The sequence below is a fragment of the Desulfosarcina sp. genome, from assembly GCF_041551955.1.
In the GTDB taxonomy this organism is placed as follows: Bacteria; Desulfobacterota; Desulfobacteria; order Desulfobacterales; family Desulfosarcinaceae; genus Desulfosarcina.
Genome location: NZ_JBFELV010000090.1, coordinates 1 through 14,538, shown reverse-complemented (window position 1 = coordinate 14,538; position 14,538 = coordinate 1). Strand labels below are relative to the sequence as shown.

Here is a 14,538-nt window from a genome sequence, read left to right as displayed (position 1 = left end):
TCAATCCCTCAATCCCTCAATCCCCTGAACCCCGAACTCTGAACTCTGAACTCTGAACCCGGAACCTGCGAACGCAACAAATCTATTCCTTTTTCCCGTCGATCCACTCCTGCTCGCGCTTCACGATGGCATTAATCTTTGCCTGAACATCCTCGGGCAAAGGATCGACAGTATGGGTTTCCAGAATCCGATCCACTTCCCTGGCCGCCTTGTCTTCAAGGGTCAGGCGGCCATTTTTCTCCCACAGGGAGTAAGGCCCCTTGTCGAACAACTTGGAATAGAACGGATCCTTGTAGTGGCGCATGGTGTGGGGATGCTGCAGGAAGCTACCCGTGGGGCCCACCTCGTCGATGGCATCCAGGGCCAGGGATTCGTCATCCACGACGACGCCCCGGGTGGCCGCGCGCAAAAATCCAATCGTCTCGTTGGCCATGACCTGAAGCTGTAGCGAGCCCTGAAGGCCCGAGTCCATGAAACCGACATCGTGGACGATGTTGGCACCGTGAAGCAGGGCGGTGGTCAGGCTAATGGTGCATTCCATGCCGGCCTGGTGGTCCAGCACCTTGGCATCGGTGGAGCCACCCAACCCGAACACGGGTAGGTCGTAGTGTTTGCCCATACTGGTGGGCACACCCTGCTCGTCGGCCAGCACGTAGTTGCCCACCATGGTTTTCAGGTTATAGGGGCCGCCGTTCCATCCCGGAACGGCGATGGGCGAACCTTCGCGGACCAACTGGGAGAGCACCACACCCAGGAGGATGCCGGCGTTCATGGAGGCCATGCACCCGGCAATCGTGGCCGGTGAGTTGACGCCGCCGGCATTCAAGGGGATCCACAACTGGGGCAGCCCTTTTTCGGCCAGGTAGATGCACTTTTGCAGGGCCTCCTGGTTGGCCACCAGCCCGGATGTGACGTTGATGTAGCAAGTGGTAAAGGGAAACCGCCGGAAGGCATCGGCCCCCCCGGCCACGGCTTCGCACATCTCAACGGCGGCCACACAGCCTTCGAAATCCGGCGAGACGAACACGATGGGCTTGGTGGTGTGGTTGAGCATCACTTCCATCTGGTAGCGGTCGTAGATGCGCTGGTCCACGTCCTTGGGCAGGAAAAGAGACATGACGAAATCGATTTCAGGAAGAAAATCCATCACCCTGGCTGCGGCCACGACATCCTCGAGCATTGGCGTCCGGCGCCGGCCCGTGTGGTGGTCCAACACGTTCAGGCAGTCCGAACCGCCGCCGTAGTAAGTGTTGTATCCCCCGGCCCGGATGGCCGGTTTTTTATGGCGATCGTACAGGGTCAGACGGCGCGGCGCGGAGCCCAGCGCCCGGGTCACCATGTATTCGGGAATGCGGATGCGGATGCCGTCGGCCGAAGCGCCGCCGGCCACCAGGATCGCCCGGGCGTTTTCATCGTGGACATCCACACCGGTGCGTTCCAGTATCTCGAGCGTTCCGATGTGGATGCGGTCGCATTCCTGGCGGCCCATGCGGGAATAGCGGGCACTGGTCAAACGGTTTTCATGCGTTGATATCATTTGTCACCTCGCATTGATATATCAATTTTGATTTAGGTTGTATCAACTACTATGAAATGGAGATCTAAAAGTCAATTTTTTGTTGCACCTTTTCCGTTTGCTGATATTAAAAAGGACGGATTCGTAGGAAGCCCGGTATCTGCGTTACGCTTCATCCTTCGTCACTGCAGCTTACCGTCAGTACGCCTCATTCCTCAAGCTTCGCAAGCCTTGATCTCGGGCTTCTTACGAATCCGTCGAAAATGCAACTTTTTAAGGTTCATTAGAAAGGGCTGTGTCGAAAATCACACGCAATCGCTTAACCATGGAGCCCCCGATGCCTCAAAAAACCAACCTGCGCGCATCCAAAAACCAGATTTATGCCACCCTGAGAAGTGAAATCATTCTGGGGCACCGCAAACCCGGTGAACGGATGGCCGTAGCCGACCTCAAAGCCCGTTTCGGCACCAGTGTGACACCGCTGCGCGATGCGCTGCAGATGCTCAACCAGGAAGGGTTGATCACCATCAAACCCCGCTCCGGATATTTTATCACCCAGACGACCTTGAAAGCGCTGCGGGACATGCTGGAACTGCGGGAGATTCTCGAAACGGCCGCTGTGGAGCGGGCCGCCGAAACCATCACCGATGCGCAGCTGACGGCACTCAAGAAGGTTCACGCCGGATACGCCGGGGATGGCGACCAGGCCTACACCCGCTACACCGATGAGAATGCCCGGTTCCACTACCTGCTGGCCCAGGCATCCGGCAACCAGGAGTTGGCCCTGGCCCTGCGGGGCTTGCACGACCGGCTCGCCCGCTTCATGGTGATCCGCCACGCGGGAAAAAGCCTCGAAGAAATCCACGCCCGGCTGATCGATCGGCTGCAAGCCCATGACGTCTCCGGCGCCAGAAAAGCAATCCTGGAGGAGGTGGGAGAAAGCCGACGGGCCATCATGGATCGAATCATGAAGGAAGAGGCCGCGTTCTGGCATGTGGGAGCGGGGGGAGGGACAAAGCCTGAATGACAAAGGATGGACGAATGAACATCGAACATCCAACGTTGAACATTGATGAACCCGTAAAAAGTCGAGATGTCCTCTTTTTTGTCATCCCCGCGAAGGCGGGGATCTATAAGTTTCAGACAGTTATGGACAGCGCTGAAAAAGCTTCACTACGTGCCCCGCCTTCGCGGGAATGACACGTCTGGGGACTTTTTACGAGTCCATCAATTCTGAAGAAAAAATTATGCGGGATAGAATAATCGAAACCATTGAGATGGCGGTTAAAGAAGCCAGCTGCCATGGGGAGATCGCATCAAGCTGGAAAAGGCCGCTGGTGGGATTTGCCGACGCAGAGGACCCGCTTTTCGGCGAATTGAAAACAGCCGTCCGCCCGACCCATGGTTTGCCCAGGGACCTTCTACCCGGCGCCCGCACGGTGATCGCCTATTTTCTGCCCTTCGATCCAACCATCCCCCGATCCAACCATCGGGGCGCGTTCAGTTCCGAGTCCTGGGCCGTGGCCTATATCGAGACCAACCGTCTGATCGCCGGCATCAATGAACGGCTCAGCCGGCTTCTCGAGCATGGGGGCTTCCGGGGCACTCGGCTGCCGGCCACCCACAATTTTGACGAAGAACAGCTCATGAGTGACTGGTCCCACAAACATGTGGCCTATATTGCCGGCATCGGCAGTTTCGGACACCACCACATGCTCATCACGGACAAAGGGTGCTGCGGTCGGCTGGGAAGCGTGGTCACCGATGCCGCCATCGCGCCGACACCGAGAAGCGAAGGAGAACGCTGCCTGTTCAAGTTCGATGGTTCCTGCCGCAAATGCGAACAACGCTGTCCGAGAAAAGCCCTGGGAGAAGATCCGTTTCGCCGTCACGCCTGCTACGATCGGCTTTTGGAAAATGCCCGTCTGCACGAACGCCACGGATTGGCCGATGTCTGCGGAAAATGCGCCGCCATCGTGCCCTGCTCCTTCACCGACCCGGTGAAACGCGCTGGCCTGAAAAACCGGGCGAATCGCTGAACCGTTTGAGAAAGCGGACGATCCGGCCGCATGTCGCAGCCCGGAAAATTGATCTGTGTTGGCCGCCTTGCATGGGCTTCATGAAGTGATGAATAATAACGGCTTGGCCAAACCACGGCGTTTTTGGAGCAGGCTGTATCAGCAGCTCCCCATCCACAATTACATAGCCCAATTTCAGTAGAAGACCCATTCTGAATCATATTTCCAAAATGACACCCCCTACCAAATTGGTATTCTTTACTTATCCAATTAATATTATTTACAATTTAAACCACCCCCCATGCCATTTTGGGAGATATTCGAGAAGCCGATGCAATCGGCTTGCATTTATTTTAACACAACTATTTGAATTATATATAAATATTTTACATGGTACAATGCTTGCGTCGCATCGATCCGTTGATGTGGTAAAAATATCGCGGTGTTAAAAACGGATCAGTTCGATCAAATCAATATGATTAGAATGACAGTTTGAATATACGTTTGCCAACATGTCATTTTCTGGTCCCACACAGGAGACTTAAGTTAATGAAAAAGTTTTCACTTATCAGCTATTTAGTTTCATTTATAGTAATCATTTCGCCCCCAGTATTTGCGGAAAACATAACGGAACCTGAAATAATAGCTACCGTTAACCATTCGTTATCAAGTGATCCCCAGCCAGGGGTAGATTACCATGTCATCAAGGTATGTAAAGACTATGACATGACAGTGGATTGTGATCAATGCACCTATGATGCAAGTGTGGATGGTTCATTGAATATACCCACCTACAATCGGTGTGTAATTCGTTTAGAACAAAACATTCCCTATGCAGATCAGACCAGTGACAATCAATTCAATAAATTTTTCTATCAATTCAAAGCGGGTGTAAATGGAGGGCCGGAGAGTGAATGGACAGAAACGAGAGTGGTTAGTATGGTAAGCATCTATAGTAACAAACCAGAGTATAGCTACGCTTATTTATTCGTGCAATATGATTTAGAATGACCCTCAGAACCGGCCTTTACACGCCTCACGGAAGGTAACCGCAAGCTGAATTGCCTAACGGACATACCGCTTCCGCTTATTTCCGGTGTCGGTCAACACGCCTCGTCGTAAACGGCTGCAGCTGCTATGAGCGCTCCCGGTTGCGGGCGGTACCCCTGGGCGCTGAGCACCGTTTCAAGGGCTGCCAGCAGGAGAAAAACGTTCTTGCGGCGGCAGGATTGACCCATCAGGCCGATGCGCCAGACCTTGTCGGCAAACTGGCCCAGCCCACCGCCGATCTCGATCCCGTAGTCCTTCAGCAGCGCCTTGCGGACGGATAGGTCGTCGACCCCTTGCGGAATCCACACCGCGTTGAGCATGGGAAGCCGGATAGCCTCGGGAACGAGCATGGCAAGCCCCATGGCCTCGATGCCCGCGACCAGCGCCCGATGATTGAGGCGGTGCCTTGCGTGCCGCTGGTCCAGCCCTTCTTCGGCGATCAGGCGCAGCGCTTCGCGCAACCCGTAAATCATGTTGATGGGGGCGGTGTGGTGGTACTTTCGTTCCGTTCCCCAATAGTCACGCACCATGCTCAGGTCCAGGTACCAACTAACCACGGGTGTTTTTCGCCGTTCCATCGCCTCGACCGCAGCCGGGCCGAAGGTCACCGGCGAAAGACCCGGAGGACCGGAAATGCATTTTTGCGTGCCGCTGTACACCGCATCGATCGGCAAGGCGTCGACGGCCACCGGCATCCCGCCCAGTGACGTCACGGCGTCCACCAGAAACAGCGCGCCGGCATCGTGGCTGATCCGGGCCAGGTCGTCGAGGGGCTGACCCACACCGGTCGAGGTTTCGGCATGCACGACGGCAATCACCTTGGGCGCCCTGCCCTTGATGGCCTGCCGCACCGTCTCGGGATCGACGGCCGTCCCCCATTCGGCGTCGATCCGGATCAGGTTGCCGCCGATACGCTTGACGATGTCCGCCATGCGCGTGCCGAAGACACCGTTGACGCACACCACCACCTCGTCGCCTGGTTCGACCAGATTGACGAAACAGGTCTCCATGCCGGCGCTGCCCGTCCCGGAGACGGGAATGGTCAACTCGTTATCGGTCTGAAACAGCGCGCGCAGCAGATCCTGCGTTTCGTTCATGATCGCCAGAAAATAAGGATCGAGATGCCCGATGCACGGTGCAGCGATGGCCTGCAGCGTTCTTGCGGGCACATCACTGGGCCCGGGTCCCATCAGGACACGATCCCCGGGATTGAGGTCACGAAAATCATCCGCGTTTAAAATCTCCCACCCTTTGCATGCTTTTTCCATAGGTCTCAAACGCCTCCCTTCCCGATGAATTTACCGCAACCCCTTCAACAGCCATGCGACGCATACCTGGTAGTAGGCAGAGACGTCCTCCGCTTGATCGTTTAAGCACGACGTCATCCGATGCGGTATTCAGGCAATAGCAGCAGCGATCAGGGCGGCACCAATGGCGCCATTGACCTGCGCATTGGCTGAAATCCGGATGGATTTGCCGGATTTTTTTTCCAGGGCCCGGACCACGCCGATGTTCTTGGCCACCCCGCCGGTCATCATCACCGGATCGGTGATACCCACCCGGCCGGCCATGGCGATCACCCGGGAACCGATGGATTCGTGGATGCCGGCAATAATGTTCTCCCGGCGTTCGCCCCTGGCGATGAGGGAAATCACTTCAGACTCGGCAAAAACGGTGCACAGGCTGCTGATGGCGGACGGCCGGTCCGCTTTCAGGGACAACTTCCCGAATGCATCCAGATCCACCTCCAACGCCCGGGCCATCACCTCGAGAAACCGGCCGGTGCCGGCGGCACACTTGTCATTCATGGCAAAGTCGGTGACCCGACCGGTGGCGTCCATGGCGATGGCCTTGCTGTCCTGGCCACCGATGTCGATGACGCAGCGCACGGCCGGGTCCTGAAAATGGGCGCCGGCCGCGTGGCAGGTAATTTCAGTCACGGTCTTGTCGGCAACGTCGACGCTGTTGCGGCCGTAGCCGGTGGCCACGATGCGGTCCACCGCCTCTTTGCCGATGCCAAGCTCCGCCAGCAGATCGGCAAACACCCGTTCCCCGGCATTTTTGGCGTTGTACCCGGTCAAGATCACTCTCGATCCGAGCAACTCGCCGTCTTTGACCACGGCCGCCTTGGCGCTGATGGAGCCCACGTCGATTCCAACCGTAATCATTTCAATATCTCCATAAAGGCATCGATCCGCGTATCAATCTGACTTTCCGAAAAATTGCGTGCATCGCACATGTCCGCCTCGATCACCAGGGCGGGGATGCCGCGTTTTTTCTGCACGATGCGCTGGATGTCGTACTGGCCCAGGCTGTATGGCTTGCAGCTGCGGTTGGAGTGGATGACCAGGCCGTCGGCGCGGTATTTGTCGATCATCTCGAGGACCATGTCGGCCATCTGATCGGTGCCGATATTGATGTAGACGCGAGCATACCCTTGGGCCATGGAGCCGAAAAAATCGTTCTCATCCAGGTATCTGAGTGTCCCGCACCATGACGAGGTGTAGGTGTCGGCCACCAGACAGGCATCGTGGGCGGCGAATTTGTCCGACAGCCAGCGGGTACGGTACCACACCGGCAGGTTGTCCCACAACAACCGGTAGCGTTCTCCCGGTACGGCGGCGATGCCGCTGGCCACCCGGTTTTTCATCTCGTCGAGCAGCTCCGTGTAGTAGTCGACCACCGTCTGGGTGCCGCGCAGGGTGACGATCAGGGCCAGGTGGAAAAAGGCATCGAAGGCACTCATGGGCGCCGGCCGGTGAACCGTGGTGTCGAGCACCTGCTGCCAGAGGCGCTGGCCTGCGATGGAAAGCCGGCCCACCTCGGCCAGGCGGTCGTGGTCGAACTTTTTCCCGCAGTGGGTTTCCAGAAAGACGATGTACTCGTCCAGCTGGGCGCGCACATAGGCGTGGGCTTCCCGGGTGTATTCCGTGTGGCTGAACGGGGTATCCAGGATGAACAGGGGCACCTTGAAATACCGGGCCTGGACCTCGTACCACTTGAGCACCGTGCCGCAGATGTTGTTGCAGCAAACCAGCATGTCCGGCCGGGGCAGCCCGCCGATGGGGCCGCCGTCGACGGTGGCACAGGCGATATCGGCCCGGGCGTAGGAGCACAGGTCGCCAGCGTAGCCCATCGCCTCGGCCTTTTCGCACAGATCCACGCCCATCTTGGCGGCACCGATCATGGCCCCGTGATTTTCCGGGTATACCGGGATCACATCCATGGCGATCAAGGGTTCCACCGGCCCGCCGCTGGTGATCCAGGCCACTTTCTTGCCGGTCTGATCGGCGGTTTTGGCATCGATGTAGTAATGGGTCATGATCTCCTTCATGCGCCCCACCGACTTGATCTTGCGCTTTTCCTTTTCAGGATCGTTGGTTTTCTCAGGGTTGCTCATACTTGTCTCCCGCGGCCCGACAAGGGGTCGGTAACTTTTTTTCATTTTTCATGGGGCACTGTATGGTGACCTGGGTTGTTGTTTTTCATAACCCGGGTAATGCCAGTCAGGAAACGAAGATTTTTGTTCGAGATCAAGGCATGCGAAAAATATTACCGCAGGTATATAGTTGATATTCCGAGGATAAAATTTTGAGCATAACGCAGATATCGGGCAAAAAGACCGTTTCCCAATTGGCTCATGTTAGAGCATTTCCATAAACGCCTCACACCGGGTCTGAAACTGCCCTTGTAAGGCGGTCTGCTCTTCCAGTTCCACCAGCAGGCTGGGAATGCCTTCGGCGTCCAGCATGGATTTGAGATAGGGGTAGTCGAAGGCGTGCGGGTCGCAAAATTTCAAAAAGACAAGAATGACCCCCTGTGCCCGGGATGCTTTTGCCAGGCGGACCAGGTCGTCACCCCTATTGGTGATGCCCGCATGCTTGGCCGGGCAGATGGCCCGCCGGGCATAGCGTCCGGCTATGGCATCCATGGGATCATCGCCGGTATCTATGGGGCCGGTCAATCCCCGGGAACCGGTGCACAGGTCGTCCCCCACCACGGCACCGCCCGCCGATTCGATAATGCCGTATACGTCGGGCAGGTTGCAGACCCCGCCGGAGAGAAAGATGCGTTTGGCGGCGGTTGATTCAGGTTCAGGCTGCCTCTCCAGCGTGTCTACTACCTGGGCCAGACGGTTGAGAAAATCGTAGCGGTCCATTACCATGGATGCCCGAACGATGGTGTGAACGTCACTGCCGGCAATCGTGCCGGGACGGTCGTTCTGGAGCGTGTATAGCCGCTGCATGGCCGACCGGATCCCGTTATACGTGTCGATGGCCGCTTGCAGGTCTTCATCGGTGATGGATTTCGCCAGTACTGCTTCCAGGTCGGTTCTGGCTTTTCTCATCACCGCTGTCATATAGTCCCGCGCGCTTTGCGTATTCAACTTGACCGGCAGCACCACATCCAGGTGAAAGCCGGTTTTGGCGTTCATCCGCCAGATGTCGGACAACCGCTGGATGGAATCGCAGGTGTGGGGGAAGATGGCGCCGTCGAGAAAATCAAGTTCTCCATTCAATGCATCGTCGAGGGCCCCGCGGACCAGGCTGCAGCTGTAAGTTTGCAGGTGTGCGTCCGCTTTTGAGATACTCCCGCTGCCGCCGACAATGCGAAAAGCCAACGCACCCCCGGCAAGAATCAGCTCTTCCGGAGCATAGGAACACAAGGTGCCGATCACCTTGCCGCCGGTCTTTTCTTTCCAGCGTCGGGCGTAGGTTTTCGGGTCTTCACAAATATCTTTAAACTGAAAAATGGCTTCCATCAACGTGTCCTAGCAGGGGGTCGAAGATACGTCTATTGTTCTTAATATCGAACGACGGTCGACATGTCAACCGAGAGTTGCTTTACCCGGCTGAGGATGGTACAGAGGAGCCACGTATTTTAAAATCAAACGCTGTTTAGGAAGGTCAGTAAACGGTGAACCCTCCCCGCGGTTTACCGCGGGGAGGGTTCAATCCATGGCCGGCAGAAATACGCTGAACAAATTGAAGCAGCAGGAGCGGGAAATCAGAGAAAACCTGATCGTCGATGCCGCCCGCACGGTATTCGGGTCCAGGACCTACGATCAGGTCAGCATGAATGAGATCGCCAAGGCGGCCGGCATCGCCAAGTCCTCCATCTACACCTATTTCCCCAACCAGGAAGCGCTGTTCGTGGAAACCGCCTTTAGGGATACCGGCAAATTTATCGCCGCCCTGAAAAAGCGCGTTCTGACGGAGCGCTCAACCTCCCTGGAAGCCTTCATGGATGACTACCTGGATTACCACATCGAACACGATGCCCACTGGCGCATGATCACCCATTTTGCCCTTCACGGAAATATCGGTGAGGCGTCGGCGGAAAAGCTCAACCAGATTTCCAGGCAGGTGATGGATCTTCTCGAGACGGTGTTGAAAAAGTTCGACTACAAGGGCGATACCCGCCTGCTCTCCCACACCCTGTTCGCCGCCTTGAGCGGCATCATGATCAGTTTCAGAAAATATCCGGGAAGATCAGAACCAGCGCGCATCGCCCATATGAAACGCATCGCCAAATTGGTGGAACGGATGCTGCTGGTGTTTATCCAGCAGGACGAACATTAGAGGATTGCCCATGCTCGGCATCCACGATTTTCCGCTGTTTGTGATTTCGTGCATTCTGCTCAATATCACCCCCGGCCAGGATACCCTGTATATCCTCGGCCGCAGTGTAGCCCAGGGACGGCAGGCCGGGGTCATGTCCGTGCTGGGCATCATGACCGGCGTGTTGGTCCACACCCTGCTGGCAGCCCTGGGGTTGTCCGCGATCCTGGCCACCTCGTCCCTGGCCTTTTCCATCATCAAGTATGCCGGAGCCGTCTATCTGGTCTGGATCGGTTTCGGATTCATCATCAGCCGCCATGACCGTTCAGCACTGCCCGATGCGCCGTCGTCGGCGCCAAACCCATGGAAAATTTTCCAGCAGGGGGTGCTCACCAATCTGCTCAATCCCAAGGTGGCGCTTTTCTTTCTCTCGTTTCTGCCCCAGTTCGTCTCGGTTCAGTCGGACCTGGTATTCGTTCCGTTTATGATCCTGGGCCTGGTCTTTTTTACCACCGGCAGCATCTGGTGCCTGTTCCTGGTCTACGGTTCCGCCTGGTTGTCGGCGCGATTCCGCGGCCACAGGTCGACCGGAGGTGTGCTGAGGAAAATCACCGGTGCCCTGTTCATCGGCCTCGGCATCCGGCTGGCCCTGTCCCAGGCACGCTAACCGTAAACAAAGAAGGGTTTTATCATGCCAGACACCTCGTTTTCGACAATCATAGCTAAGGATGGCTGCAAATCGGGGACAACCCGCTTTCAACTGCCTGAGGACTGGATGCAGGGCCGGGCCGGGTATGGCGGGCTGGTAGGTGCACTGGCCTTGAAAGCCATGAGAAGTCATGTGCCGCCAACGCGCAAGGTGCGGAGCCTGCTGATCTCATTCGTCGGACCGGTCGGACCGAAGGAATTTTCGATCCGTACCCGCGTGCTGCGGGCGGGAAAGGCCGTCACCCATGTAGAGGCCAAGCTGGTTCAGCAGGAGGCGGTGCGGTGCGTGGTGTTGGGCAGCTTTGGCGGCGACCGGGAATCCGCCATCCGGATCGATCCAGCGCCGCGGCCGGAAATGATCGAACCGGCAAGAGCCATCGAACTGCCGTACATCGATGGGTTGACGCCGGCCTTCACGCGCCACTTCGCCTATCGTTGGGCGCTGGGCGAGTTGCCTTTTTCCGGCAAAGGCGGCCACGAAATCGGTGGGTGGATCCAGTTTCGCGAGCCTACCGATTGCCTCACCGAAGAGTGGCTGGTCGCCCTGGCCGATGCGTGGCCTACCCCGGTGCTCGCCATGCTCAAGGCCCCCGCGCCGGCCAGCACCGTCACCTGGGAGATGGGGTTCGTTCACCTGGACCGCCAGACCTGCACAGAGAATGACTGGTGGGGCTATCACTCGGTGGCGGACAGTGCTGAAAACGGATACGTCCACGAACGCGGCGCCATCTGGGATCCTGACGGGCGGTTGGCGGTGTATAGCCGGCAGACGGCGACGGTCTTTGCGTAGAAATTTCTCAAAAAAGGTCTTTGGGCCCAATCTCTGCGTTGGTGACGGGTTTTAACTCCTCGACAGACCCAAGTATGCACCCCAAGGGCACTTCTTTCAGGACGCCTGCGGGTCGAACCCCGACCCCGCCTTGACCTTGAACCCAAATCCGATTTTTTGAGGTAATTTCTCTATTGAACATTCCCCGCCGCAAGCGACGAGGAATGCGCTCGCTATCGCGGTTCAATTTTTTTGCTGGATATTCTGACAAAGAAAATTTAGGATTGGGTCGTTGCAGGGTCTTTTTCGGACCTCCGTCATCCGACTTCAGACTTCTGAAAAGCCATGCCTGAGGGCCAGCTTTTGAAACATCTGGGTCAGACCCGCACCCAATGAGAAAACGGAGCCGATGTCCAGGTTCCGGTCGGCGGATTCGTCGAAGAAAATGTTCAGGCTGGAACCCAGGCCCTCGTCCGCGCGCCAGTAGCAGATCATCATGGGTACCTTGGGCAGCGGGTGGAGCACCACGGAGATGTCAGATTGGAACTGTCGTTCCACCTGTCGGCCGCTGAACAGGTGGACCACGTCGTCGAACAGATCGGTGTAGCTGTCCGCCACCTGTTGCATGGCCTCTTCGCACCGCTTTTGAAACAAGGGGTATCGGTCTTTGCCGTTTTTCAGTTCCCGGAAAGAGACCCATTGGCCGGTGGGGTCGACGCCTTTCCCGTTGATCACGTAATCGAAGAAGGGCGCGGCCACCCACGGGTTGACGTGGATGTCCGAATAAAGATTGCCCTGCCGGTCGACGCTGAAATCCTTGCCCAGGATTTTAAGCGTCAGGCGGCCGTTTTCCGATCGCCCGCCGGTTCTCTCGGCGGCCTTTGCGAGATCGATGCGGGAGATCTGTTGCTTCATCATCTCCATGAAGGCTTCCCGGTTCTCTTCGAGGGTGTTCAGATCGGTGGGATCTCCCGAAAAGCGTTCGATGACATCAGGGCTTAATTTCGGGCATTCACTGATTTTCCGCTTGCCTTGAAACACAGCGCCGGCAAATGCCAGGCAGGTCTTCTCACCACACTCCCTGCAATTGGATTTGTCCAGAAGCTGAAACACTTCCATGGCGTTTTTCGGTGCCGGCATAGGCGACCTCCCCGATGGCAGACCTTGACAGGCGCTTTGACGTTTGGTTGAACAAGAGCGCACTATAACGAGAACATTTTAATTTGTCACCCCCCGATGTAAAGGAGACCCGATCATGAGCGTCTGCGTCCAGGGAAACGTTCTCGAAGAGCTCTTGAAACTGCTGAAACTGGAAAAAATTGAAGAAAATATTTTTCGCGGTCAGAGCCAGGACCTGGGCTTCGGCAGCGTATTCGGTGGCCAAGTGCTGGGCCAGGCGCTGTCCGCCGCCTCCCAAACCGTCCCCGACGGACGGCAAGCCCACAGCCTGCATGGTTATTTCATGCGCGCCGGCGACGCCAAAAAACCGATTGCCTACACCGTGGACTGCATCCGAGACGGGAAAAGTTTCACCACCCGGCGGGTGGTGGCCGTTCAGAAAGGCCGGGCCATCTTCTCTATGGCGGCTTCGTTCCAGATCGACGAGCCGGGCTTCGACCACCAGGACGAGATGCCTGACGTGGAAGGACCCGACGGGCTGGAACCGGAGATGGAAACCGCCCGTAAACTGGCCGACCAGATCCCTTCGGGCATCCGGGAGAAGATCTTGTGTGAAAAACCCATTGAGATCCGCCACGTCAACCCAATCAATCCGTTCAAGCCGGAAAAAAGAACCCCCGTAAAGTATGTCTGGTTCCGAGCCATCGGCCTCCTGCCGGATGAAATGGCTGTCCAACACTACCTGCTGGCCTATGCCTCAGACTTCAATCTGGTAGGCACCTCCCTGTATCCCCACGGGCACACCTTCTGGGAACCGGACATGCAAATGGCCAGCCTGGATCACGCTATGTGGTTTCACCGGGATTTTCGCATGGACGACTGGCTGCTCTACGCGATGGAGAGCCCCAGTGCTTCCAGGGCCAGGGGGTTGTCCATCGGCCGCATTTTCACGCAGGCCGGCCGGCTGGTGGCCACGGTGTCCCAGGAAGGGCTGATTCGCCATCGATCGAGGAGATGAGTTACTGCGCTGCCGCCCTTACCTCCGGCATGGGCGGCACCAGCAGCGAAGGATCCAAGCGGGTGTCAAACCAGTTCATGCCCCAGTGCAGGTGGGGACCGGTAACGCGGCCGGTCGCCCCCACCTGGGCAATAACGTCGCCCTGTTCGACCCGCTGTCCCGCTTCGACCAGTATTTTGTGCAGGTGCATATAAACGGTGGACAGTCCGTGGCCGTGGTCGACGATCAGGGTGCCGCCGGAGTAGAACATGTCGTTGTGGGCCATACTGACCACACCGCCGGCCGGCGCCTTGACCGGCGTACCCGTCGGCGCGGCGATGTCCACGCCGAAATGGGGCCTTTTGGGTTTGCCGTTCAAGACCCGCTGGCTGCCGTAGACACCGCTGATCCGTCCGGTGACCGGCCAAATGAACGGCTTCGAAAAATCGGTTCGGGGGTCGTCTTTTTTGCGGACTTTTTTAACCAGGGCGATGTCTTGGTAAATTCGTTCCAGGTCTTCGGCAGAAGGGCTGACCTTTCGCGGCGGCAGTCCATCGACACGCTGGATTTTGTAGGTGCGTTTTTGGATGGTGAACGGATGCTTTTCAACCGCGCCGGAGGGTCGGTGAAGCTCGATCACCGATGCGGCTTCCGCGTCCCGGGAAAAACCGATCACAAATAGACCGTCTGGTGAGACCCGCACCGCTTTTCCATGGAAATGGACGGTGGTCGCAGGGTCGACTCGGCCGATGGCCATGCCGCCTTGAACCAGTTTTCCCTCCAGCGTCAGCGCCCATGCC

15 protein-coding genes are annotated in these 14,538 nt (G+C 57.2%); 8 read left to right on the top strand and 7 right to left on the bottom strand.

What is annotated here, in order from left to right; all coding sequences use genetic code 11:
- Positions 1-82 precede the first annotated feature (82 nt).
- Positions 83-1,537: a trimethylamine methyltransferase family protein gene (locus ABYV26_RS09255; protein ID WP_372680305.1), complete on the bottom strand. Its 1,455-nt coding sequence runs from the start codon at positions 1,535-1,537 to the stop codon at positions 83-85.
- Positions 1,538-1,853: 316 nt separating this feature from the next.
- Between ABYV26_RS09255 and ABYV26_RS09250 the strand changes: the two genes are divergently transcribed.
- The 4 genes from ABYV26_RS09250 to ABYV26_RS09235 all read left to right on the top strand — a co-directional run bounded on the left by ABYV26_RS09250 (position 1,854) and on the right by ABYV26_RS09235 (position 4,545).
- A complete protein-coding gene (locus ABYV26_RS09250) occupies positions 1,854-2,543 on the top strand; it encodes a GntR family transcriptional regulator (protein WP_372680303.1) in 690 nt (229 codons plus the stop codon).
- 14 nt (positions 2,544-2,557) lie between these two features.
- A complete protein-coding gene (locus ABYV26_RS09245; protein WP_372680301.1) occupies positions 2,558-2,716 on the top strand; it encodes a hypothetical protein in 159 nt (52 codons plus the stop codon).
- 47 nt (positions 2,717-2,763) lie between these two features.
- The gene (locus ABYV26_RS09240; RefSeq protein WP_372680299.1) at positions 2,764-3,555 is read left to right on the top strand and encodes a hypothetical protein; all 792 of its coding nucleotides are present in this window, start codon (positions 2,764-2,766) and stop codon (positions 3,553-3,555) included.
- 528 nt (positions 3,556-4,083) lie between these two features.
- Positions 4,084-4,545 (top strand): hypothetical protein, encoded by a 462-nt coding sequence (locus ABYV26_RS09235; RefSeq protein WP_372680297.1) that lies wholly within the window; start codon positions 4,084-4,086, stop codon positions 4,543-4,545.
- 92 nt (positions 4,546-4,637) lie between these two features.
- Here ABYV26_RS09235 and ABYV26_RS09230 read toward each other — a convergent pair whose 3' ends face one another.
- From ABYV26_RS09230 to ABYV26_RS09215, 4 genes are all read right to left on the bottom strand, one after another.
- The gene (locus tag ABYV26_RS09230; RefSeq protein ID WP_372680295.1) at positions 4,638-5,852 is read right to left on the bottom strand and encodes an alanine--glyoxylate aminotransferase family protein; all 1,215 of its coding nucleotides are present in this window, start codon (positions 5,850-5,852) and stop codon (positions 4,638-4,640) included.
- A gap of 129 nt (positions 5,853-5,981) precedes the next feature.
- On the bottom strand, positions 5,982-6,752 hold the full coding sequence (locus ABYV26_RS09225) for an acyl-CoA dehydratase activase (RefSeq protein WP_372680293.1): 771 nt from the start codon (positions 6,750-6,752) through the stop codon (positions 5,982-5,984).
- A complete protein-coding gene (locus ABYV26_RS09220) occupies positions 6,749-7,984 on the bottom strand; it encodes a 2-hydroxyacyl-CoA dehydratase subunit D (RefSeq protein ID WP_372680291.1) in 1,236 nt (411 codons plus the stop codon). The genes ABYV26_RS09225 and ABYV26_RS09220 overlap by 4 nt, the downstream gene beginning before the upstream one ends.
- Positions 7,985-8,227: 243 nt before the next feature.
- The gene (locus ABYV26_RS09215; protein WP_372680290.1) at positions 8,228-9,346 is read right to left on the bottom strand and encodes a 2-hydroxyacyl-CoA dehydratase subunit D; all 1,119 of its coding nucleotides are present in this window, start codon (positions 9,344-9,346) and stop codon (positions 8,228-8,230) included.
- 196 nt (positions 9,347-9,542) lie between these two features.
- Between ABYV26_RS09215 and ABYV26_RS09210 the strand changes: the two genes are divergently transcribed.
- From ABYV26_RS09210 to ABYV26_RS09200, 3 genes are read left to right on the top strand one after another with little or no spacing between them, the layout of a single operon-like run.
- A complete protein-coding gene (locus ABYV26_RS09210; protein WP_372680288.1) occupies positions 9,543-10,166 on the top strand; it encodes a TetR/AcrR family transcriptional regulator in 624 nt (207 codons plus the stop codon).
- A 10-nt stretch (positions 10,167-10,176) separates the two neighbouring features.
- Entirely contained in the window at positions 10,177-10,812 is a 636-nt protein-coding gene (locus tag ABYV26_RS09205) for a LysE family translocator (RefSeq protein WP_372680286.1), read from the top strand.
- A gap of 24 nt (positions 10,813-10,836) precedes the next feature.
- Complete coding sequence (locus ABYV26_RS09200) at positions 10,837-11,643, top strand: acyl-CoA thioesterase (protein WP_372680285.1); 807 nt, start codon at positions 10,837-10,839, stop codon at positions 11,641-11,643.
- A 306-nt stretch (positions 11,644-11,949) separates the two neighbouring features.
- On the opposite strand, the gene ABYV26_RS09195 is transcribed toward ABYV26_RS09200, so the two are convergent.
- Positions 11,950-12,762: a DUF3786 domain-containing protein gene (locus ABYV26_RS09195; RefSeq protein ID WP_372680283.1), complete on the bottom strand. Its 813-nt coding sequence runs from the start codon at positions 12,760-12,762 to the stop codon at positions 11,950-11,952.
- Positions 12,763-12,877: 115 nt separating this feature from the next.
- Between ABYV26_RS09195 and tesB the strand changes: the two genes are divergently transcribed.
- Positions 12,878-13,759 carry an acyl-CoA thioesterase II gene (tesB, locus tag ABYV26_RS09190; RefSeq protein ID WP_372680281.1) on the top strand — a complete coding sequence of 294 codons (882 nt, stop codon included), beginning with the start codon at positions 12,878-12,880 and terminating at the stop codon, positions 13,757-13,759.
- Position 13,760: 1 nt separating this feature from the next.
- Here the strand turns inward: tesB and ABYV26_RS09185 are convergent.
- A partial coding sequence (locus tag ABYV26_RS09185) for a M23 family metallopeptidase (protein WP_372680279.1) occupies positions 13,761-14,538 on the bottom strand: 778 nt, incomplete at its 5' end.

What these genes read in the sequence shown, in the direction of transcription:
- tesB (WP_372680281.1), top strand. Translation starts at nt 12,878, where the DNA reads ATGAGCGTCTGCGTCCAGGGAAACGTTCTCGAAGAGCTCTTGAAACTG.
- ABYV26_RS09215 (WP_372680290.1), bottom strand. Translation starts at nt 9,346, where the DNA reads ATGGAAGCCATTTTTCAGTTTAAAGATATTTGTGAAGACCCGAAAACC.
- ABYV26_RS09200 (WP_372680285.1), top strand. Translation starts at nt 10,837, where the DNA reads ATGCCAGACACCTCGTTTTCGACAATCATAGCTAAGGATGGCTGCAAA.
- ABYV26_RS09235 (WP_372680297.1), top strand. Translation starts at nt 4,084, where the DNA reads ATGAAAAAGTTTTCACTTATCAGCTATTTAGTTTCATTTATAGTAATC.
- ABYV26_RS09225 (WP_372680293.1), bottom strand. Translation starts at nt 6,752, where the DNA reads ATGATTACGGTTGGAATCGACGTGGGCTCCATCAGCGCCAAGGCGGCC.
- ABYV26_RS09245 (WP_372680301.1), top strand. Translation starts at nt 2,558, where the DNA reads ATGAACATCGAACATCCAACGTTGAACATTGATGAACCCGTAAAAAGT.
- ABYV26_RS09250 (WP_372680303.1), top strand. Translation starts at nt 1,854, where the DNA reads ATGCCTCAAAAAACCAACCTGCGCGCATCCAAAAACCAGATTTATGCC.
- ABYV26_RS09210 (WP_372680288.1), top strand. Translation starts at nt 9,543, where the DNA reads ATGGCCGGCAGAAATACGCTGAACAAATTGAAGCAGCAGGAGCGGGAA.
- ABYV26_RS09205 (WP_372680286.1), top strand. Translation starts at nt 10,177, where the DNA reads ATGCTCGGCATCCACGATTTTCCGCTGTTTGTGATTTCGTGCATTCTG.
- ABYV26_RS09195 (WP_372680283.1), bottom strand. Translation starts at nt 12,762, where the DNA reads ATGCCGGCACCGAAAAACGCCATGGAAGTGTTTCAGCTTCTGGACAAA.
- ABYV26_RS09255 (WP_372680305.1), bottom strand. Translation starts at nt 1,537, where the DNA reads ATGATATCAACGCATGAAAACCGTTTGACCAGTGCCCGCTATTCCCGC.
- ABYV26_RS09240 (WP_372680299.1), top strand. Translation starts at nt 2,764, where the DNA reads ATGCGGGATAGAATAATCGAAACCATTGAGATGGCGGTTAAAGAAGCC.
- ABYV26_RS09220 (WP_372680291.1), bottom strand. Translation starts at nt 7,984, where the DNA reads ATGAGCAACCCTGAGAAAACCAACGATCCTGAAAAGGAAAAGCGCAAG.
- ABYV26_RS09230 (WP_372680295.1), bottom strand. Translation starts at nt 5,852, where the DNA reads ATGGAAAAAGCATGCAAAGGGTGGGAGATTTTAAACGCGGATGATTTT.